Annotated in this window: 15 protein-coding genes; 3 read left to right on the top strand and 12 right to left on the bottom strand. The window is 54.5% G+C overall.

Features of this window, described 5'->3' with window-relative positions; all coding sequences use genetic code 11:
- Nucleotides 1-244: 244 nt before the first annotated feature.
- Both J1836_RS17225 and J1836_RS17220 read left to right on the top strand, forming a co-directional pair.
- A complete protein-coding gene (locus J1836_RS17225) occupies nucleotides 245-2,032 on the top strand; it encodes an RCC1 domain-containing protein (RefSeq protein WP_207252347.1) in 1,788 nt (595 codons plus the stop codon).
- Nucleotides 2,032-10,572, top strand: coding sequence for a DUF8202 domain-containing protein (locus J1836_RS17220; RefSeq protein ID WP_207252346.1), 8,541 nt, complete (start codon nucleotides 2,032-2,034; stop codon nucleotides 10,570-10,572). The genes J1836_RS17225 and J1836_RS17220 overlap by 1 nt, the downstream gene beginning before the upstream one ends.
- A gap of 132 nt (nucleotides 10,573-10,704) precedes the next feature.
- Here J1836_RS17220 and J1836_RS17215 read toward each other — a convergent pair whose 3' ends face one another.
- From J1836_RS17215 to def, 12 genes are all read right to left on the bottom strand, one after another.
- On the bottom strand, nucleotides 10,705-12,297 hold the full coding sequence (locus tag J1836_RS17215) for a peptide chain release factor 3 (RefSeq protein WP_207252345.1): 1,593 nt from the start codon (nucleotides 12,295-12,297) through the stop codon (nucleotides 10,705-10,707).
- Nucleotides 12,298-12,453: 156 nt separating this feature from the next.
- Entirely contained in the window at nucleotides 12,454-12,570 is a 117-nt protein-coding gene (locus J1836_RS17210; protein ID WP_207252344.1) for an element excision factor XisI family protein, read from the bottom strand.
- Nucleotides 12,567-13,448: a F0F1 ATP synthase subunit gamma gene (locus J1836_RS17205; protein ID WP_207252343.1), complete on the bottom strand. Its 882-nt coding sequence runs from the start codon at nucleotides 13,446-13,448 to the stop codon at nucleotides 12,567-12,569. Before J1836_RS17205 ends, J1836_RS17210 begins: the two co-directional genes overlap by 4 nt.
- Nucleotides 13,445-14,872: an alternate F1F0 ATPase, F1 subunit alpha gene (locus J1836_RS17200; protein WP_207252342.1), complete on the bottom strand. Its 1,428-nt coding sequence runs from the start codon at nucleotides 14,870-14,872 to the stop codon at nucleotides 13,445-13,447. The genes J1836_RS17205 and J1836_RS17200 overlap by 4 nt, the downstream gene beginning before the upstream one ends.
- Complete coding sequence (locus J1836_RS17195) at nucleotides 14,865-15,668, bottom strand: F0F1 ATP synthase subunit B family protein (protein ID WP_207252341.1); 804 nt, start codon at nucleotides 15,666-15,668, stop codon at nucleotides 14,865-14,867. Before J1836_RS17195 ends, J1836_RS17200 begins: the two co-directional genes overlap by 8 nt.
- A 3-nt stretch (nucleotides 15,669-15,671) precedes the next feature.
- Nucleotides 15,672-15,953 (bottom strand): F0F1 ATP synthase subunit C, encoded by a 282-nt coding sequence (locus J1836_RS17190; RefSeq protein WP_207252340.1) that lies wholly within the window; start codon nucleotides 15,951-15,953, stop codon nucleotides 15,672-15,674.
- A 30-nt stretch (nucleotides 15,954-15,983) separates the two neighbouring features.
- Complete coding sequence (locus J1836_RS17185) at nucleotides 15,984-16,655, bottom strand: F0F1 ATP synthase subunit A (protein ID WP_207252339.1); 672 nt, start codon at nucleotides 16,653-16,655, stop codon at nucleotides 15,984-15,986.
- Nucleotides 16,645-16,929 carry an ATP synthase subunit I gene (locus J1836_RS17180; RefSeq protein WP_207252338.1) on the bottom strand — a complete coding sequence of 95 codons (285 nt, stop codon included), beginning with the start codon at nucleotides 16,927-16,929 and terminating at the stop codon, nucleotides 16,645-16,647. The genes J1836_RS17185 and J1836_RS17180 overlap by 11 nt, the downstream gene beginning before the upstream one ends.
- Complete coding sequence (locus J1836_RS17175) at nucleotides 16,922-17,251, bottom strand: AtpZ/AtpI family protein (protein WP_207252337.1); 330 nt, start codon at nucleotides 17,249-17,251, stop codon at nucleotides 16,922-16,924. The genes J1836_RS17180 and J1836_RS17175 overlap by 8 nt, the downstream gene beginning before the upstream one ends.
- A 10-nt stretch (nucleotides 17,252-17,261) precedes the next feature.
- Complete coding sequence (locus tag J1836_RS17170) at nucleotides 17,262-17,663, bottom strand: F0F1 ATP synthase subunit epsilon (protein ID WP_207252336.1); 402 nt, start codon at nucleotides 17,661-17,663, stop codon at nucleotides 17,262-17,264.
- Nucleotides 17,656-19,092 (bottom strand): F0F1 ATP synthase subunit beta, encoded by a 1,437-nt coding sequence (gene atpD, locus J1836_RS17165; protein ID WP_207252335.1) that lies wholly within the window; start codon nucleotides 19,090-19,092, stop codon nucleotides 17,656-17,658. Before atpD ends, J1836_RS17170 begins: the two co-directional genes overlap by 8 nt.
- A gap of 134 nt (nucleotides 19,093-19,226) precedes the next feature.
- Entirely contained in the window at nucleotides 19,227-19,766 is a 540-nt protein-coding gene (def, locus tag J1836_RS17160) for a peptide deformylase (protein ID WP_207252334.1), read from the bottom strand.
- A 142-nt stretch (nucleotides 19,767-19,908) separates the two neighbouring features.
- On the opposite strand from def, the gene J1836_RS17155 reads away from it, so the two are divergent.
- Nucleotides 19,909-21,081, top strand: a complete 1,173-nt coding sequence (locus tag J1836_RS17155; RefSeq protein WP_207252333.1) for an AI-2E family transporter — start codon at nucleotides 19,909-19,911, stop codon at nucleotides 21,079-21,081.
- The last annotated feature ends 38 nt before the right edge of the window (nucleotides 21,082-21,119 follow it).

Genomic DNA, 21,119 nt, shown 5'->3' with positions numbered 1-21,119 from the left:
TGTAAAGCAATTTCTGTTGCCACTGGCAAGCCCCGATGATGCTTATTCATGCTTATAAATATTAATAACACCAACATACAAGCAGAGCTAGAACGCATTCTGGCGAGTCGCTGCTTCCGTTATCGCCGTGCATTAGCGCGTTTATCGGCTTTAACTTGCCGATTGACTCTATTAATTGGACAATAGAACATACATAAAAATTTGCGCTGTTCGTCAAAAACAATCCAATAGCACGGGGATCATAATGAAAAACCCACTCCCTTATCAACGGATGGACAACAAGAGATTGTCACTGTGGCATTCCCTGTTGTTACTGCTCACTACCTTCCTCTTCCCTATGCTAGCGTTTGCGACAGCGCCCAATATCCTGATTGAGCAAAACGCGATTGACTTCGGCGCTGTTGCAAAAGGTGGCAGTAGCACACGAATCGCTACAGTACTCAACTACAACCCAATGCCTGCCACTGTCACAACTGGCACGTGGTTTTCTTGTGCGGTCGAATCCTCCGGTGGGGTCAAATGCTGGGGCAATGGAGCCAATGGGAAGCTAGGTAATGGCGCAATCACTGACAGTAAAATTCCTGTCGCCGTTACAGGTATCAACAATGCCGTTCAGGTGTCGGCAGGCAACCTCCATGCCTGTGCATTACTCAACGATGGTAGCGTCAAATGCTGGGGTTACAATGCCCAGGGTCAGTTAGGTGATGGTACAACAATCCAACGAACATCCCCGGTCGCAGTGTCCGGCGTGACTAACGCAACCGCCATTTCCAGTGGTGAGAACTATTCATGCGCTCTCATCAGTGATGGCTCAATTACGTGCTGGGGACAAAATACCTACGGTAAGTTGGGTGATGGCACGACCAGCAACAGCTCAACCCCCATCAAGGTTACAGGCATTACCAAAGCTATCGCCATCTCTGCTGGTGGGGATTATGCCTGTGCCATTACCACCGATACAGGAGGAGCAAAATGTTGGGGTTATAACCTTTATGGTCAGTTAGGCAATGGCACTACCACCAACAGCACGACACCTGTAGATGTGGTTGGTCTATCCAATGTTACTGCCATTTCAGCAGGACAACTGCAAACCTGTGCCATCACATTGGAGGGGAAGGCAAAATGCTGGGGCTATAATGGTCATGGTGAATTAGGCGATGGCACTGTCATCACTAAAAACACGCCTGTTGATGTTTCGGGTTTGAGCAGCGGTGTTACTGCGATTGATGCGGGGCGCTATCATGCCTGTGCTGTTGTCAATGGCGGTGCAAAATGCTGGGGCGACAATGGTTACGGCCAACTGGGTGATGCTTCTGTCACACAGCGCACCACGCCTGTCAGTGTTACTGGTTTGAGCAGCGGTGTTAAAGCCATTGATGTGGATGACAATAATGATGCTTCCCACACCTGTGCAACCACGACAGCAGGTGGGATCAAATGCTGGGGTTATAACCTTTATGGTCAACTGGGTGACAACACCATCACCAACCAGAATTCACCCGTTGATGCATCCGGCTTAACCTCCGAGGCGTTGGTTGCTACTACGGTAGACCCGCTGATCCTTGCCAGCTCATCGGCCGTAAATATTACCGGAACAGATGCTGGGGCATTCTCAGTGACAGGCGGTACGTGCGCCAATGCTACCACATTGAATGCTAACCAAGCCTGTACCGTGGACATGACATTCACTGACACCGTATTTGGTGAAAAATCAGCCGCCTTACAAATTACCAGCAATGACCCTGACAACAATCCCGCTATTGCACCACTCAGAGGCAAAATCGCCACGGCACCGGGTGGTGTTGCCGGAGGTCTTGAAACATGGGTGAAAGCCGATGCGGGTATCGCAGCAACAGATGGTGCAAGTGTCGCATCTTGGCTTGACCAATCGGAGAACGCCTATGACTTTTCCCAAGCAACTGCGACGGCACAACCGACTTATTACAGCAGCAATCCAAGCAAATTATTGAATTTCAACCCATCTATTGACTTTGACGGTACAGGTGATATTTACGCAACACCAGTGAGCTGATGGCAAGCAGTTCACCTTATACGTTCATGGCAGTCGGTATGGATGAAGATGCTGGCTTAGGTTACAGCAATCTGTTCAGTTCTGAAGCGATCGTTGATTACTTCAATCTGTACAAGCAAGGGGGGGCAACGGGGGACAATGGCTGGATTCCTTACGCTGTTGGCGGACAATCTCACAGTGCTCCATTTATTGGTGACCGTGGCAGCATGGGTAAGGGTACAAAATACTCACCAGCAGGCGGGGCAAATGGCTATTGGAACGGTACAAACTTCACCAGTGATAGCAAAACAAATCACGCACAACCACAAATTGTCGGATTTATGTCCGAAAACAGTGCGACAACAGATCGTTTTTACACTTGGACTGACGGCTTTAAAGATGATCCTAACTGGAGTCCTATTACAGATGGTTTGGTTTTCCGCAACCAGTTTTTCACCCAAACCTCTCTTGGCGCTGACATTAATGTGGAGTTATGGAAAGGGCGTATCCCAGAGTTTTTGGTTTACAACCGTCAGTTGAGCGATGCTGAAATGGCGCAAGTGAATAGCTACCTTGCGATTAAATACGGCGCAACACTAGGACAAGGTAATGGGCATGTACGTAAAAATGGCAATAATTACAACTATGTAACCAGTACTGGCAGTGTGATTTGGGATGCAACCGCCAATGCCAATTATGCGTATGACATTGCCAGCATTGGGCGCGATGACGCATCCGCTCTGAATCAGAAGCAGTCACAATCCGTGAATGCAGGCTTCCAACCAACACTAGGGTTGGGTGAGATTGCCATCTCTAATACCACCAACGTCAATACCTTTGCAGATAACCTATCTTTCCTTGTGTGGGGTAATAATAATGACGCTACCACATTTGGTACGGCTTATGCTCCAAACAGTTACACACCAACCACGGGTTACTATCGCATGGCTCGTGTATGGAAAGTGCAGGAAACTGGCACAGTCGGCAACGTTAAAGTGCAAGCAGCAGGCGCTAAACACCTGTTGGTCAGCACTGACCCTACCTTTGCAACAGGCGTGACCGAAATTGCTACCAGCAACGGCATTGCCACGATTGACTTCAGCAACGGGCAATACTTCACCTTCGGAGCAGAACTGACCGCACCGGGTGGCGTTGCCAATGGCTTAGGGTTATGGTTGAAAGCTGATGCAGGTACATCGACTACCACCAATAACGCCGATGTCAGCACTTGGGCAGACAGCAGCCCAGTCAAGAACGACCTGAGCCAACCAGTTGTTACCCGTCAGCCTAACTTCCTTGCCAATGGGATAAACTTTAACCCGGCAGTAGACTTTGCTGGTGCGCAAGTGTTGAGTGGCATTAACAGCGGGAATAAAACCATTCCGAATGAAACCGACCCAGTGAGTATCGTCTCGGTTTCCACCAACCGTACCACAGGCGGCGCATGGAAAACGCTGGTTTCATTTTCTGGTGCCGCCGACTACCCATCACTACACTGGTTTGACCAGAAGCCGAACCTTTACATTGACGGTGTATCCACAGTTCACAACCTGCATGACGACGATGTTGCCGTTAACACGCCCACCATCATGCACTCACGTACCAACAACGCCAACCCGCAAGACACCCGTCTGGGCTACAACGGTTTGGTCAACCAGAAAAGCTTCACCGGTGCAGATGGCTCGTTCCCTGCTTCCAGTGGATCCAACTTGTTAACCATTGGCGGTGAAACTGACGTGGCTAATGAGGCTCTGGATGGTCTGATGACTGAAAGCATCGTCTACAACCGCGATCTAAGTAATACCGAAATGATGCAGGTGAACACCTACCTCGCCATCAAGTATGGTATTACCCTAAGTGACGATTACATTGCAGCGGATAGCACAACCAAAGTATGGGATAAAACTGCCAATGCGGCATACCACAACAATGTAGCAGGTATTGCCCGTGATGACGTTTCCTCACTGAACCAAAAGCAATCCAAATCCGTCAACGGTGGCGAACAGTTAACCGTTGGGTTAGGGGCGATTGCGGCTGACAATGCAACAAATGCGAATACGTTTGCCAACAATGCCAGCTACTTGGTGTGGGGTGATAACGGCAAGAACGTTGCCACCTTGGTCAACTTGGATACCAGTGCTTGCCCCGCCCCCGGTGTCACCGAGAAGCGCGTGGAACGTATCTGGACAGTGCAGGCAACCAACACAGTCGGCACAGTACAGTTGCAACTGGATTCGCTGCCATTCAACACCAGTGCCCAGATTTTCATGCTGGTATCGGACAGTGCCGCCTTCACCACGTATGCATCCATTCCGGTGACGGCGACCACTGACGGCAAGTTCTTGACCCACTACAACTTCCCCGCGAACAGCACCCAGTACATTACTTTTGCGGGCAATACCTCCCTGCCGACCAATATCTGTACCGGCGGCAGCAAAAGCATCGACTGGTGGGATGACGGTTGGGATTGGGGCACGAACAGCAAGACTATTACCAAAGGCGACCAAACCTTTACCATTACCGTGGATGCGGCAGGTAACGACATCTGGTACGGCAAAGCGGGCAACCTCGGTTTGCTGCAACAGGACTATTACCCAGTACGCTATTGGAAAAGCCTGTGGATTCCGCGCTGGTCAACCCCTGCACAAGCGGCACAACCCATCACCTTCAAAATGGCAATGAGCAAACCCGCGATGAGTGTCAGCATGGAAGTGTGTGACGTAGACAACTACGCCAACCAAGACCATCTGAACATTGTCGGTAAATTGGGTGGCACTACGGTTATGCCGAAGCTCACGCTGGCAAAAACACCGTATTACGCGCAGTGGGCAGCAACCTTACCCGCGATTAACGAAGCACAAGGCGGCAAACTGTACTGGGATTGCTTGAATCCAGGGCGTGTCCTAATCGACTTTGATCGCCCGGTTGATACCGTGCAAATCGACTACACCCTCGTCAACAACGTCTACAACCTGCCGCACCTGTTCAACGACATTCAGGTGAAAGGCATTGACGTGCAATGCCAAACAGCCCCGCCACCACCCACACCGGACAATGTATACCTGCGCAAGCTGGTATCCGGCGGCAGTCACTTTGCTGGCGATGACATCACCTTCAAGTTCGAGTTGGAAAACCTGAACTGCGGCGACAAAACCATCGACTTCAGTGACACCTTGCCTGCGGGTTTGACATGGGCAGATGATTCACTGGCAACGGCGTTGACACTGGCTAACACCAATGACTACAAAGGCAGCCAGAGCTTCAACACCAGCATTACCTTGCCACCCGGTAAGTCTTACTTGATGTTGGATGCGAGTGCCGCCACCGTGGGTACGTTCCAAAACCAAGCCAGTGTTACGGTTAACGGCAACAACTACTTGTCGGATGATCCGTCACAAGCAGGCGCGGCGAACCCGACACCCGTGGTGATTAGTGCGCAACCTTACCCGACGGCTAAAGTCGCGGTATCCATGACTGCCGACAAAGCCACCGTGTCACAAAATGGCACGTTCACCTACACCATTACCTTCAATAACACTGAAACTAGTCCGGTCAAAGTGAACTTCCGTACTGCACCGTGGGCAGGCTCTAGCTTCGTTGCCAACACGCTGACCAATAACAATGGCGGCACAGTCATGGGTGATTACGCTACCGAAAGCAACCTGCAAATCGACGGCATGGTACTGCCAGTCGGTACGTCCACGATCACCATCCAAGCCAACAGCAACGATGTGGCAATTGACACGGTAATGACGGTAGCAGCGGAAATCACGCCTGACGAAAACCCGATGGTGTTCCTGCCCAAACCAATGAAATCCAACAATACGGCGGTAACGGTCAAGGCAATCGTCAGCGGTGACAGCGATAGCGATGGTCTCAACGATGCAGAAGAGGCAACCCTTGGCACTGATCCAAACCAAGTGGATACCGACGGCGACGGCGAAAACGACGCAGCGGAAGTGGGCGCAGACGTAGCCAAGCCACTCGATACCGACAAGGACAGTAAAATCGACGCGAAAGAATCCAGCATCCTCGACGCTGACAGCGACGGCGTGATGGACGAATTCGATGCCAATGATGCCAGCCCTGACAACGACTCCGACAACGACGGTTTAACCAATGCCCAAGAAAAAATCCTTGGCACTGACCCGATGAAAGCTGACACCGACAACGACGGTGAAAGTGACAGCGTGGAAATCGGCACGGATGTCAACGCCCCGAAGAACACTGACACGACTGGCAAAAACGACGCGCTCGAATCCGACGACCTCGACAGTGACCTTGACGGCGTAGTGGATGAACTCGACGCGGACGACACGTCGGCTGACAACGACTCCGACAGCGACGGTCTCAGCAATGCGCAGGAAAAAGCCATCGGCACTGACCCGCTCAAAGCCGACACCGACAATGACGGTGAAAGCGACAGCGTGGAAGTAAGCACAACCCCTGCCAACCCGCTGAACACTGATGGCACGGGCAAAAACGATGCACTCGAATCCGACGACCTCGACGCAGATAGCGACGGCGTAGTAGACGAACTCGACGCGGACGACGCTTCTACCGACAACGACTCCGACAACGACGGCTTGACCAATGCTCAGGAAAAAACCCTTGGCACCAACCCGTTGCAAGCGGATACCGATGGCGACGGTGAAAACGACATGGCAGAAATCAGCAATGTCACCAACCCGCTCAACACCGATGGCGACAGCAAAAACGATGTGGTCGAATCCAGTATTCTGGATGCAGACAGCGACGGTGTAATGGACGAGTTCGATGCCAACGATGCCGACCCCAACAATGATTCCGACAACGATGGCTTAACCAATGCTCAGGAAAAAACCCTTGGCACCAATCCGTTGAAGGCGGATACCGACGGTGACGGTGAGGCGGACATGGCAGAAATTGGTAACGTGGCAACCCCACTTGACACCGACAATGACGGCAAAAACGATGCGGTTGAATCCAGCATCCTTGACGCTGACAATGACGGCGTAGCCAACGAGTTCGACGCGGACGACGTTGACCCCAACAACGACTCCGACGCTGACGGTAGCGGCAACGCTGCGGAAAAATTGGCAGGCACTGACCCACTCGACCCCAACAGCAAACCTGCTGCCACGGATACTGACAGTGACGGTCTAACGGATGTTGAAGAAGCAGTCCTTGGTACTGACCCAAATCTGGCGGACACCGACGGTGACGGCGAAAACGACAAAGCCGAAGTGGGTGCGAACGTCAACACACCGCTGGATACTGACAAGGACGGCAAAATCGACGCGAAAGAATCCAGCATCCTCGACGCTGACAACGACGGGGTAAAGGATGAATTCGACGCAGATGATGCCAGCCCTGACAACGACTCCGATAACGACGGCCTCACCAACGCACAGGAAAAAACTCTCGGCACTAACCCGCTGAAGGCTGACACTGACAACGACGGTGAAAACGACGCTGCCGAAGTGGGAGCCAATATTGCCAGTCCGCTCAATACCGACGGCACAGGTGCAATTGACGCGCTCGAATCCATCAAAACCGACGCTGATAGCGACGGCGTAGAGGACGAACTCGACAGCGACGACACCACTAATGAAAACGACACCGATGGCGACGGTCTGAGCAATGCGGCTGAACAACTCGCAGGTACTGACCCGCTGAAAACGGACACCGATAACGACAGTGAAAGTGACAGCGTGGAAGTCGGTGCAAACCCTCTCAGCCCAATCAACACCGACGGTACAGGCGGCAATGACGCGCTCGAATCCGATGACCTTGACGCTGACAGCGATGGCGTCGTCAACGAACTTGACAGCGATGATGCCAACGGCAGCAACGACACTGACGGCGATGGCTTAACCAATGCTCAGGAGAAACTGCTCGGCACTAACCCACTGAAAACAGACTCCGACGGCGACGGTAAAACCGACGCAGCCGAAGTAGGCCCAACCATCGGCACGCCTCTTGATACCGACAACGACGGCAAGATCGACGCGGTAGAATCCGCCATCATCGACACCGACAGCGACGGCACCATGGACGAACTTGATGCTGACATTCCCGACACCGACGGCGACGGTCTTAACGATGCAGAAGAAGCCCTTCTCGGCACTGATCCGACCAAGGCTGACACCGACGGAGACGGCGAAAGCGACAAGGCAGAAGTCGGTGCAAACCTCAACGCCCCGACCAACACCGACGGCGACGCGATTATTGACGCGCTCGAATCCATCCTCATCGACACCGACAGCGATGGCGTGGTTGACGAGCTGGACAAGAACAACGCCGCTGATAACGACAATGACGGTGACGGCTTCAACAACAGCGTCGAAACCGCTGCTGGCAGCAACCCACTTGACCCGACCAGCAAACCGACCGACACCGACGGCGACGGCACACCTGACGTGACCGACACCGACGATGACAACGACGGCTTGCTTGACACCGACGAAGCCACCGCTGGGACTAACCCGCTGCTGGCTGACACCGATGGCGACGGCAAGGACGACAAAACCGAAGTCGGCGCAAACGTAAACGCCCCAGTAGACACCGACGGTGACGGCAAAGCCGATGCCATCGAATCCATCAAGGCAGACAGCGACAACGACGGCGTAGTGGACGAGTTAGACAAAGACAACCTCGACCCCACCAACGACAACGACGGTGACGGTCTCGGCAATATCAGCGAAAAGACCTTAGGGACTGACCCGCTGCAAACCGATACCGATGGCGACGGCAAAGACGACAAAACCGAAGTCGGTGCCAACCTGAATACCCCAGTGGATACCGACGGCGACAACAAAATTGATGCCATCGAATCCAACAAGGTAGACAGTGACAACGACGGCGTGGTCAACGAGTTGGATGCTGAAAACACCAACCCGAACAACGACTCCGACGGCGACGGCTATAGCAACCTTGCAGAAAAAACCGCTGGCACTGACCCGCTGGATGCCAACAGCAAACCCAACACTGCACCACAGTTCACCTCCGGTAACAGTGCAACCTTTGCTGAAAATGGCACGGGCGCAGTCATGACGGTAACAGCCACCGACGAAGGTGCTGTCACTTACACGCTGGATAACAGCGCGGTGACAGACAATGCCCTGTTCAACCTTGACCCGACCACCGGCGTGCTGACCTTCAAAGCAGCACCCGATTATGAGTCACCCAAGGATACCAACAAGGACAACGCCTACATCGTCATGTTGAAAGCCTGTGACAGCAGCAATGTCTGTACCTCACAAGTCATCATCGTGGGCATTACCAGTGTGGGTGAAGCGGTACTGGAATACAGTATCCGTCGCGATGCGGGTTCTAACCGTTACCGCGTGTATATGCGTCCAACCGCTACACCTGTCACCAACCTGAGCATGACGGGGCAAATCACCCTGAAAGTGCCGCACGGTACGGGTAGTACAAGCCTGTTTGCTGTCAATGACTTAAAGAGTACGGTGAGCAATGTAACTTGGACGTTGGATTCACGCAGCGATGCACCTACTGAAGCCGCAGGCGCTGATTACCTGTCCTTCACCTTCGCACCGGGCGGCAGCAATGCCTTCGGCTGGCAGGCAGGCAAGGAAATCGAAGTTTTCAACTTCAGCAATGACAATGAGTGCAGCGGTGACGTGAGCGTGATGGAGAATACGGATGCGTTCAACACGCTACCCAATTCTGCCACCACCAATCCCGGCAACCAGTTCAACAACGTCGGTTGGGGAACAGCGGTTGAAAACCACTACTTGGGCAACTACGGTACGCCACAAGATTGCGGGAATATCGCCAATGTCAAGGTGCAAGCGCGTGCCTTCTTGCAAGGTGCTTACAACCGCACCGATGCGCTGATGCACGATAAGTTGCGTAGTAAAGGGCTTATCCCTGACAACCAGCCTTATACGGCAGCACCGTGGAACTACGTTGGCTCTGAAAAGGTGAGCGTGGCGGTCAAAGCCATGACGGGCAACGATGCCATGACCGACTGGGTATTGGTGGAACTGCGTAACCCGCTGTTGCCCACCAAGATCGTGGCTTCACGGGCGGCAGTACTGCAACGGGATGGTGATATTGTGGATGCCAACACCGGCGCGGCAACCTTGGGCTTCAGTGGCATTAAGACAGGTCTCTTCTACGTGACGGTACGCCACCGTAACCATCTGGGGGTTAACACCAAACTGCCGGTACTGTTGTCCAGCGATACACCAACCGTGGTGGATTTCACGAAGTCAGCCACCACTACGTTTGGTATCCATGACCGTATGGATGCGGCAACCGTCACGCTGATGTGGGCGGGTGATACCAATATCAGCAGCAGCATTGTCGCCAACGGCAACGGTAACGATGCTAACCTGATATTGGGGACTATCCTGACACAGGCAAACAATAGTGACTCTAACGTCAACTACAGTTTGCCGGGGTATTACAATACCGACGTGAATCTGGATGGCATCACGTTGTATGCAGGCCCTAATAACGATATTAACCCACTGCTGGGCAACGTCTTGTTACATCCGGGCAATGCTACTTTTGCAGCTAACTATGTGATCAACGGGGGTATTCCGAAGTAACCCCCCATCCCCCAAAAGGGTAACAACGATGGTCTGGCTTCATTGGTTTGAGGTCAGACCGTTTTTTATTGGGGTGGTGGTAACAACCAAGCGTTACTTACGAGAGCGGGTAGCTTTTTTTGACCTAAGAAGTCAGCCTGTTGCCACCCCATGCTCGCGGGTGGAATGGAACTTAATATCCGGCCATTTTTCCTGCGCCATTTGCAGGTTGATGCGCGTCGGCGCGATGTAGACCAACTCCCCCGCATGATCATAAGCCAAGTTCTGCGCCGCCTTAGTCTTGAATTCCTCAAACTTCTTCTCGTTGGTGGACGTAACCCAACGCGCGGTTTGCACGTTCACACCTTCAAACATGGCATCAACCTTGTATTCGTCTTTCAGACGTTGCGCCACCACGTCGAACTGCAATACCCCAACTGCGCCGAGGATCAGATCGTTGTTGTTGATCGGTTTGAAAAGCTGGGTTGCGCCCTCTTCGCACAACTGCTCCAAACCTTTTTGCAGCTGCTTCATTTTCAGCGGGTCGCGGAGTTGTGCACGGCGGAACAGTTCCGGCGCGAAGTTGGGAATGCCGGTGAATTGCAGGTTTTCGCCCATTGTGAAGGTGTCACCGATGCGGATACTGCCGTGGTTGTGCAAACCGATAATGTCGCCGGGGTAAGCGTCTTCGACGTGTTCGCGGTCGGACGCCATGAAAGTGAGCGCGTCAGGGATTTTCACCTCTTTGCCGATGCGCACATGTTTGACCTTCATGCCCTTTTCAAACTTGCCGGAACAGATGCGCATGAATGCCATACGGTCGCGGTGTTGCGGATCCATATTCGCTTGGATCTTGAAGACGAAGCCGGTGAATGGTTCTTCGGCTGCTTCGACTTTGCGGGTGGTGGTCGGGCGGGCTTGCGGGGCGGGGGCATTTTCCACGAAACCGTCCAGCAATTCGCGGATGCCGAAGCTGTTTAACGCCGTGCCGAAATACACAGGGGTGAGCTTGCCGTCGAGGTAGGCTTGCAGGTCGAATTCGTGGCTTGCGCCTTTCACCAGTTCGATTTCTTCGCGTAATTCGGCGGCTTGCGTACCGAGTAACTTGTCGAGTTCGGGGTTGTCTAGCCCTTGGATTTCATCGTAATCCTGACGGCGTTCGGTGCTGGGTTTGTAGAGGATTACTTTGTCGGCGTAGAGGTGGTAAATCCCTTTGAGGCGCTTGCCCATACCGATAGGCCACGTAATCGGGGCGCATTGGATATTGAGGACGGTTTCGACCTCATCCAACAATTCAATCGGCTCTTTGCCTTCGCGGTCGAGCTTGTTGATGAAGGTCATGATCGGCGTGTCACGCAGGCGGCACACTTCCATGAGTTTGATGGTGCGTTCTTCGACACCTTTTGCCACGTCAATGACCATGAGGGCGGAGTCGACGGCGGTTAGTACGCGGTAGGTATCTTCCGAGAAGTCTTCATGCCCCGGTGTGTCGAGCAGGTTGACGATGCGCCCGTTGTAGGGGAACTGCATCACGGATGAGGTGACGGAAATGCCGCGTTCTTTTTCCATCGTCATCCAGTCAGAGGTGGCGTGGCGACCGGCTTTGCGCCCCTTGATCGTGCCTGCAAGCTGGATTGCGCCCCCGAACAGCAACACCTTTTCGGTCATGGTGGTTTTACCGGCATCCGGGTGGGAAATGATGGCGAAGGTGCGGCGGCGGGCGGTTTCGGTTAGGCGGTCGGTCATGGTGTCCACGGGGTTGGGCTGTTGGAAAGGGTGCGATTATAGCGGAAAATCCTAAATTGCCGCTATGCTGCTTTTGGTGCTACGTGCAGTTGTACTTGTGCCATGCCACGAGCGCGGGCAATATCGCCTAACGCGGCGGCGGCGATTGACGTGGAATCACCCTCTTATATCTTCCCGTGCCACACCGCCAGCCATCAACTCCTGAGCAATATCGCCTTCCGTGCCATTGTGTTGCAGCCAAACTTTGCCATTGATTTTAGAGGTGTTTTTCACGAGGGACTATCAAACCCCGCCACAATATCAAACAACTCCGCATCAATCCCTTCCTGCCGCAATTGGTGGTAGCTGTGCGTCAGCCCCTCCAACATTTCACCGATGTTTTTCTCTGCCCGCTGCATGGTGACCAGACGGCTGGCATTTTCACTGGCAAGCGATTCGGCACAGGCGCGGAACAGTGACACGAACAGGTATTCACGAATCAAGGCTGCCAAGGTCTGCAAGCTGGAACCCAGCGTTTCCGGCAGTTTGTTGGTCAGCCACGGCTGTGCCCGCAAGTGCTGTTGCCAAGCCGCATCCAGTGGCAACAGGCGCTGGTTGACAGGTTCATAATGCCCGGAAATTTCGCCGGGGCGGTTGTGGTATAGGTACAGGCCGCTGATCTTGCCGCGTTCACGTGCTGTTTCTACTGCTACCACCAATTGCCCGACCAGCGCTGTGACTGCATTGAGTGAATTGGGTACATGGAGCAAATCCACCAGCGGTAAGGTGCTGTCTTCCAGTCGGTCACGCATCCGCTCACCCACTACCCACACTTGCTTGTCACCCGGCAAGGCGCTCAGCGAATGGGTAACGTAATCTGCCAGCAGGTCGTTGAATTGCCCCACCAGCCCCTGATCGGTGCCGAACACAATTACCCCGGTTGCCACATGGGCGGCAGGCTGGGGTTCTGTCACCAGCAGCGGCACATCCGGCTGGCGCAAGCAGGCCATCAGTCCCAGTTCGACCGTGCGGTTGTATTCTTCCAGCGCGTGGACGGCGCGTTCATATTGCCCGATGTTGGAAGCGGATAGCGCCTTCATGGTGCGCACTACGGACTGGAGGTCGGCGGTGCTATCGATGCGGTGGCGCAGGGCTTCAATACCGTCGCTCATGGCAGTGGCCTGAATCCGGCGGCGGCATACACTTGCTGTTCGGCAGCTCGCATCTGTGCCAACGGGACATCATCAAACTGGCCTTCGCTCAGCGCCCGCAGCAGGCTGATCTGGGCGGCAACTGGCACGGGCGCGTGTTCGGCTTGTTGCAAGCAGGCGCGGATGCGTTGCCCGTGTGCCAGAATCTTGCGGGTATTGTCGTCCAGCCGCGTGCCGAAGCGGGCGAAACCTTCCAGTTCCTCGAATTGCGCGTAAGCCAGCTTGAGGCTGCCTGCGACCTTGCGGTAATCCGCCAGTTGCGCCTTGCTGCCCACCCGCGACACCGAGCGCCCCACATCCACCGCCGGTAATATCCCCAGTTCAAACAGTTTGGGCGACAGGTAAATCTGCCCGTCGGTGATTGAAATCAGATTGGTGGGGATGTAGGCCGACATGTTTTGCGCTTCGGTTTCAATGATCGGCAAGGCAGTCAGCGAACCGCCGCCAAACGCCGGGCGCAGCCGGGTGGCACGTTCCAGCAGGCGTGAATGGATGTAGAACACATCGCCCGGAAACGCTTCCCGCCCCGGTGGACGCCGCAACAGCAAGGAGAGTTCGCGGTAAGCCCGGGCATGGTTGGTGAGGTCGTCGTACACAACCAGCACATCCCACCCTTGCTGCATGAAATGTTCAGCAATGCTGGTGGCGGCATAAGGCGCGATATAGGTCAGCCCCGGAGGGTCATTGCCTTTGGAGACGACGACGGTGGTATAGGCCATCGCCCCGTGCTCACGCAGGCTGGCGACCACTTTAGCCACTGCCGAAGCCCGTTGACCAATCGCGCAGTAGATACACACCACGTTCTGGTCATGCTGGTTGAGGATAGTATCTACCGCAATGGTGGTCTTGCCGGTCTGGCGGTCGCCGAGGATCAGTTCGCGTTGCCCGCGCCCGATGGGAACCAGTGCGTCGATCACCTTGATGCCGGTTTGCAAGGGCACGCTGACCGGGGCGCGATCCATGATAGGGGCAGCCGGGCGCTCGATGGGCAAGCGTTGGACGCAGGTCAGCGTCCCCCGGTCATCCAGTGCCTCACCCAGCGGATTGATGACGCGCCCCAGCACGTCAGTGCCCACTGGCACATCCATTACCCTGCCGGTACGTTCCACTTCGTCCCCGGCTTGCAGGTGCCAGTAATCGCCTAGCAGTACCACGCCAATGTCGGTTTCGCCGAGGTCAAAGGCAATGCCGTACAGCCCGCCGGGGAATTTCACCAGTTCCTCAAAGCCCACATTCGGCAAGCCAGTGACGCGGGCAATGCCCGTAGCAACGTTGCTGACATGACCGACTTCGCGAGCCTGTAAACTGGGGGTGAAGGCTTCGCGTGCTTCGCGGATGCTTTGGAAGGTGGCGTCTAGGGTAGTGTGCAGGTTGGGGTCATGCATGGGCAGGCTCCGGGGGCGCGACGGAAGCATTAGTCACCAAAGTAGTGTGGATCAGTTCGCCGATGCTGGCTTCCAGTGCTGCCAAGTATTCGGCAATGCTCCATTCCAGTTTGTGTCCGTTGCTGATCAGTTCGATACCGCTGAGCAAATCAGATGCCAGTTCAAAACGGATGGTCGGCTGAATCGGCAGCAGGTTACGCACGGCCTGCCCAAGGGCTTTCTGTTCATTGGGTGGCAACAGGAAGGCACTGCGGATCAGCACCTGACAATCCGTTTGCCCGGCAGGGGGGGACATCTGTATTTTTTCCGCCATACCCAACGTTTGCAGGCGGTTGATGAAGACTGCCACCATGCGTGCTTCCAGCCCGGTATCAGCCAGATCAGCCAAGGTCTTGCGGGTAATGGCGAACACTTCCTGACGGGTGCGGTTGGCAATGCCCTGAGTCAGGCTTTGCTGTTCCTTGAGCAGGGCATCCTGCCATTGGCTACGCAAGCTGGCGGTTTCATTATGGGCAGCTTCCAGCAATTGCAGGCGGGTAGCTTCTACTTCGGCAGTGGCTTGCGCCAGCAAACCGGCTTGTTGCTGTGCGAGTTCGGCATTCAGGCGCTCGTATTTGTTGCGTTCCGCAGCGGCAGCAGCCTGCGTATCCTGTGCGGCTTGCATCTGCTGGGTGAGGCGCTCCTCGCGGGCGTCGATGGCATCCAGCACCGGCTGGTACAGGAAGCGTTTCAGTAGCCACATCAGGATCAGGAAATTGACCACCTGAGCGGCGACGGTGAACCAGTCAATCAACATGGCTTAACCTCCGCTGGCAGCAGCAATGGCGTGGTTCCAGAACGGATTGGCAAATAGCAGGATCATGGCAACCACGAAACAGTAAATCGCAATCGACTCAATCATCGCCAGCCCCACGAACAGGGTGCGGGTGATGGTGGCAGCAGCGTCTGGCTGTTGTGCCAAGGCGCTGAGTGCAGTAGCGACGGCCTTGCCTTCGCCCAGTGCCGGGGCGATGCCGCCAATGGCAATCGTCAGCCCGGCGGTAACAATGGAGGCAATCGCAATGAGGGTGATCATGTCCATGAGTATTTCCTTGTAGTGTCAGACATTAGGTCAAGCGCCTTCCCCGCGTGTGGCGGCAGCGATGTACACCGTGGCAAGGATGCTGAAGATATAGGCTTGCACCAAGCCAGTCAGCAAGTGCAGCGCGTGCATCACCACCGGGAAAAAGAACGGGGTAATGGTCAGCAGGATGGCGATGATCATGCCACCGCTCATAATGTTGCCGAACAGGCGGATCGCCAGCGCCAGCGTGCGGGAAATTTCGCTGATGATATTGAACGGCAACATCACCGGTGTCGGGTGCAAATAGGATTTGAGGTAGCCCAGCACACCGATTTCACGGATACCAAATAGTGGCACAGCAATGAACACGCAAATCGCCAGCGCAGTGCTGGTAGACAGTGAACCTGTCGGCGGCTCGTAACCGGGAATGATTGCCGCCAGATTCGCCACCACCACGAACAGAAACAGCGTACCAATGAAGCTGATATAGCGGCGTGACTGGGCAAGACCGACTTCTTCAATTTGCGCCTGTATCCCCAGCAGCACCACTTCCAGCACATGTTGCCAGCGCGGAATGTGGATGGCATTGCTCAGCCTGCGGGTCAGCAGGAAGCAACCGCCACCCAGCGCCACCATCAGTATCCAGGTGGTAATGATGGTCAGGTTGAGTTTTACCCAGCCGTATTCCCAGAGCACCAGATCGTCGGAACTAAGGTGCATGATTTACCTCCTGTGGCGAAGCCGCAAATCGGGTCAACAGTATTCGTGCAAACACAAAGCCTGCCACCATCGCCAGCAAACGCTGCCAGTCACTCGCCCCAACCACATAAAACCCAGCCAGCGTAACGCCGGTGCGCAGGATGAAACTGCCGATGAACCACAGCGCAGGGTTGGGGGCAGTACTGCCTTTGCGCACCGTCCACCACAGCCCGCCGAAGAAAAAGCCACCCAGCGCCATACCAGCCAACAGCGGTAATGTCAGGTTCTCAATCATGAGGTTGCTCCTTGTCATCCTGTTCATCGTGCATGGCCTGATATTCCTTCCTGACCCAGAAAACGACGTTGATACAGCCCAGCAACAGACCCACCATCAACAGGTTCAGCGTCCAAACGAAGCGACCGGGACAGCATTGATCCAGCCACCAGCCCAGCACCAGCCCTAACAATACCGGTACGGCGATTGACCAGCCGACGATGCCCAGCAAACCCAACCCGCTTAGCACCCGTGGTTTACCCTGCCGCTGGGCTTTCAGCTTGCGTGTGGCTTTCGTGCCCAGTTTGCGCAGGAAAGCGCTGTCATCGTCATTCATTTTCATGTTGCTTGCCTCATGTCTGCTGCATCCCGCTCAACCGACGGATGAAACCGCTTTCCAGTTTGGCCAAGGTTGCCCGCAGTTCGCGTTCGCGCTCATCCAGATTGAGGAATTCCTCTTTCACCGCTGCGTACAGTTTCCCCAGATCAGCGCCGCCTTGCGCATTGCGTACTGATACCCGCACTTCCTGACCGGCTTTGACCAGAATACCTTCATCCACCGCGATGAAAACTTCGCCGTCCGCTTCGGTGGTGTAGGCGAGGATGCCCGGTTCCAGTGCCGCCACGCAGTCCAGCCGCTGGGGTAATAGGCCGAAAGAACCTTCGGGTGTGCCCACTACCATGCTTTGCACCCCGGTCTTGTCGGCAAACACCGTAAAAGGCAGCAGGATTTGCAAGTGCATCAGTTCAGGCATGACTTGCCTCCGGCGTGGGCTGTTTCGCTTCGTCGATTGCACCAATCATGTACAGCGCACTTTCGGGGAAGTCTTTGAATTCGTCGTTGAGGATGCGTTCGCAACCCGTCAAGGCATCTTCCAGACTGACGGTTTTGCCAGCCATGCCGCTGAATTGCCCGGTGGTGTAAAACGGCTGGGTGAGGAAGCGTTCCAGCCGCCGCGCCCGCAATACCACCTTGCGGTCTTCCTGCGAGAGCTGTTCCAGCCCCAGCATGGCGATAATGTCCTTGAGGTCTTCGTATTGCGTCAGGGTACGGCGTACCGCCTGCGCCAGATGGTAATGGCGTTCGCCGACAATGCCGGGGGTGAGCATTTTGGAGGATGATTGCAGCGGGTCGACTGCCGGGAACAAGCCTTCGCTCGCCCGCTTGCGCGACAGCACAATCGACGCCGACAGGTGCGAGAACGTATGCACTGCCGCCGGGTCGGTGAAATCATCCGCAGGCACATACACCGCCTGAATTGAGGTAATCGCCCCGGCGGCGGTGTTGGCAATGCGTTCTTCCAGTTGCGCCAGTTCTGTCCCCATCGTCGGTTGGTAGCCAAGGCGTGACGGCATTTGCCCCATCAGCCCGGAAATTTCCGACCCGGCCTGAATGAAGCGGAAAATATTGTCGATCAGCAGCAGCACGTCGCGTTTTTCATCATCGCGGAAATATTCCGCCATGGTTAGTGCGGCATGACCAACACGGGCGCGGCAGCCGGGCAGTTCGTTCATTTGCCCGAACAGCATTACCATGCCGGGCAATACGCCTGCATCGCGCATTTCACGGTAGAGTTCCTCGCCTTCGCGGCAACGTTCGCCGATGCCGCAGAACAGGCTGACACCGTGGTGATGCCCGACCATATTGTGGATCATTTCGGTTAGCAACACGGTCTTGCCCACGCCTGCGCCGCCGAAGAGTCCGGCTTTGCCACCACGTTCCAGCGGAACCAGTACGTCGATGACCTTAATGCCGGTGATAAACACTTCGGAGTGGGTGGAGCGGCAGGAGAGCGAGGGCGGCGCGTGGTGTACCGAACGCCATTCGACGTTTTCAGGCGCAGGCAATAAGTCGATGGGCTTACCGAATACGTCAAACATGCGTGATAGGATATTGTGACCTACCGGTATCATTAGCGGTGCATTGGTATCCTCTACCAGCATTCCCCGCGCCAGCCCTGCGGTTGGGGTGAGGGCAATGGCTCGCACCCGTTGGCTATCCAGTTGGGTGAGGACTTCGAGAACGATTTGCTGATTTTCACCAGTACGTAATAAGGTACGGATATGGGGAAGGCGTTGCGGGAAATGCACATCAATCACGCTACCCCGCACTGCTATGACGTTGCCACTATTGACAGGCAGCGGTGTGGCAGATGAATGGGGTTCTCGGAAGTAGCGTTCCATACAGGCATCCATGTATTCCTTGATGCTTATAACGGTACGCTATGCCGGATACCTTGTCCTTGATTAAAGTGGATAAAAGTATCGAAGACTACACTTCGAATGTTCCCCGTCCGGCAGATTACGCAAGGGATAACTTAGGGCGTAACAGCGAAGATCTGCTGAAAGATCGCCTCGCTGACGATTTCACTGGCATCCTCGACCCGCTCAGGGAACAGGATGCCATCCAAATGATCACATTCGTGTTGAATGATCCGCGCCACAAAGCCAGCGTAGTCTGCTTCCATTCTTTCCCCTTCACGGGTCAGGTAGCGAACCTGCAAACGGTTGGCGCGATTCACCGGAGCGCGAGCATCCGGCACACTCAAACAACCTTCCCAGCCAGAGTAAGTGTCTGTCGATTGCCAGCAAATTTCCGGGTTAAGCATGGCGAGCGGTTGCATCAACGGTGCATCGGGGTAACGTGGATTCGGGCGCGATGCCACGATAATAATGCGTAAGGGAACAAAGACTTGTGGCGCAGCAATCCCTACGCCGTTAGCTGCTAGCAAGGTGGCAAGCATGTCATCAATGAGTGTTTGAATGGCGGGGGCGTGGACATCCACCACGGCGTGTGCAGCTTGTTGCAGGATGATTTCGCCCTGTTGAGCAATAGGCAGAAGGCGCGATTCTGGCATGGTAGTCCGCTCTGTTTAAAATGCTATACTGCACCAATTCACCTTTGCAGAGAATTGTTTGATGCTGCCGGATAATGACAATACTAATTCGGGTTTGTTTCTTCCAGCCTCTCCGCCCCAATCGAGAGTGCGCTGGGAATTGATGTTACCACTGCTGAGTCGTGTGTTGGTCTGGGGGATTATTTTTGGCTTATTGACCTTGCTCAGTTCTTTTTTTACCCTGATTTTTCTGACGTTTGTGTTTGCCTACCTGCAATCCAGCATTGTGGATATGTTAACGCAGCGGATGCGCTGGTTACGTGTTCCCGTGGTGATATTGGTGGGGACGTTGTTTTTAGGGGCCATTATTACCGTTAGTTTGTTCCTTGCACCACAGGTCTACCAGCAAGCAACGGGTTTTGCGAAAGGCTTTTTCGTGTACACGGAGCGCATTGATATGGAGGTGCTGAAATTGGCGGAACGCTACCCCGTATTACAAGAAGCTATTCCTGAATTACGGCGTCCGGTCGTGCCAGTGCAAGCGACACCTGCTGTGCCTGATTGGGCGGCAGCACCTGTTGCGAATGCACTACCGGTGCCAGTTGCTCCGGTTACAGCACCCACGCGAGCATTCCGCGATTCACCGACCAGTTTATTGCTGGGTTTATTGAACGGTGGCACAGGTAAGCCGGTCGATGGGCGCGAAGGTGTCAAGGCGGTGCTGGATAAACTCACGCATTTTAGCGGTCAGGCAGTGGGTATTCTGACGACATTCTTATTGGCATTGTTGTTTGCGTTTTTGATTGTGTTGGATTTACCGCACCTGACGGCAAGTGTGCGTGATTTGGAAAACACGCGACTACGCTTTATTTACGTGGAAGCGGCGGACAATATTTACCAATTTGGGAAGGTGTTAGGGCATTCGATGCAGGCGCAATTTTACATTGCTTGCGTGAATACTGTGCTGACTGCGCTTGGGGTGTCGTTACTGGGGATGAGCGAACACGTCGCATTTTTGTCTGTTTTGGTGTTTTTGTTTAGCTTTGTGCCCGTGGCGGGTGTGTTCATTAGTTCCGTGCCCATTTGTTTGATTGCCTTGAATACCGGCGGTGCGCATTTGATGCTGCTGGGGATCGGGATGATTATTTTCATTCATTTGGTGGAAGGCTACATTCTGAACCCGCTGATCTACGGGGCGCGGTTGCGGGTGAACCCGGTGATTGTGCTGATTATCCTCACCGTTGGTGGCAAGTTGTTCAATATCTGGGGGCTGATCTTGGGGTTGCCCGTGTGTATTTACTTGTTTGGTCACGCTATCCGTTACCGAAAGTCTTAATTTCCTAATCCAGATCAAGGTTCTGCCATCTTGCAGGC

Origin of the sequence: Thiothrix fructosivorans (genome assembly GCF_017349355.1) — a bacterium.
GTDB classification, from domain to species: domain Bacteria; phylum Pseudomonadota; class Gammaproteobacteria; order Thiotrichales; family Thiotrichaceae; genus Thiothrix; species Thiothrix fructosivorans.
The sequence above is the reverse complement of the archived record's forward strand: the minus strand, read 5'-3'. Positions and strand labels throughout refer to the sequence as shown.

Bases quoted from the DNA above. Each gene is read 5' to 3' on its own strand.
- J1836_RS17225 (WP_207252347.1), top strand. From the start codon at position 245: ATGAAAAACCCACTCCCTTATCAACGGATGGACAACAAGAGATTGTCA.
- J1836_RS17220 (WP_207252346.1), top strand. From the start codon at position 2,032: ATGGCAAGCAGTTCACCTTATACGTTCATGGCAGTCGGTATGGATGAA.
- J1836_RS17215 (WP_207252345.1), bottom strand. From the start codon at position 12,297: ATGACCGACCGCCTAACCGAAACCGCCCGCCGCCGCACCTTCGCCATC.
- J1836_RS17205 (WP_207252343.1), bottom strand. From the start codon at position 13,448: ATGAGCGACGGTATTGAAGCCCTGCGCCACCGCATCGATAGCACCGCC.
- J1836_RS17200 (WP_207252342.1), bottom strand. From the start codon at position 14,872: ATGCATGACCCCAACCTGCACACTACCCTAGACGCCACCTTCCAAAGC.
- J1836_RS17195 (WP_207252341.1), bottom strand. From the start codon at position 15,668: ATGTTGATTGACTGGTTCACCGTCGCCGCTCAGGTGGTCAATTTCCTG.
- J1836_RS17190 (WP_207252340.1), bottom strand. From the start codon at position 15,953: ATGGACATGATCACCCTCATTGCGATTGCCTCCATTGTTACCGCCGGG.
- J1836_RS17185 (WP_207252339.1), bottom strand. From the start codon at position 16,655: ATGCACCTTAGTTCCGACGATCTGGTGCTCTGGGAATACGGCTGGGTA.
- J1836_RS17180 (WP_207252338.1), bottom strand. From the start codon at position 16,929: ATGATTGAGAACCTGACATTACCGCTGTTGGCTGGTATGGCGCTGGGT.
- J1836_RS17175 (WP_207252337.1), bottom strand. From the start codon at position 17,251: ATGAAAATGAATGACGATGACAGCGCTTTCCTGCGCAAACTGGGCACG.
- J1836_RS17170 (WP_207252336.1), bottom strand. From the start codon at position 17,663: ATGCCTGAACTGATGCACTTGCAAATCCTGCTGCCTTTTACGGTGTTT.
- atpD (WP_207252335.1), bottom strand. From the start codon at position 19,092: ATGGAACGCTACTTCCGAGAACCCCATTCATCTGCCACACCGCTGCCT.
- def (WP_207252334.1), bottom strand. From the start codon at position 19,766: ATGCCAGAATCGCGCCTTCTGCCTATTGCTCAACAGGGCGAAATCATC.
- J1836_RS17155 (WP_207252333.1), top strand. From the start codon at position 19,909: ATGTTACCACTGCTGAGTCGTGTGTTGGTCTGGGGGATTATTTTTGGC.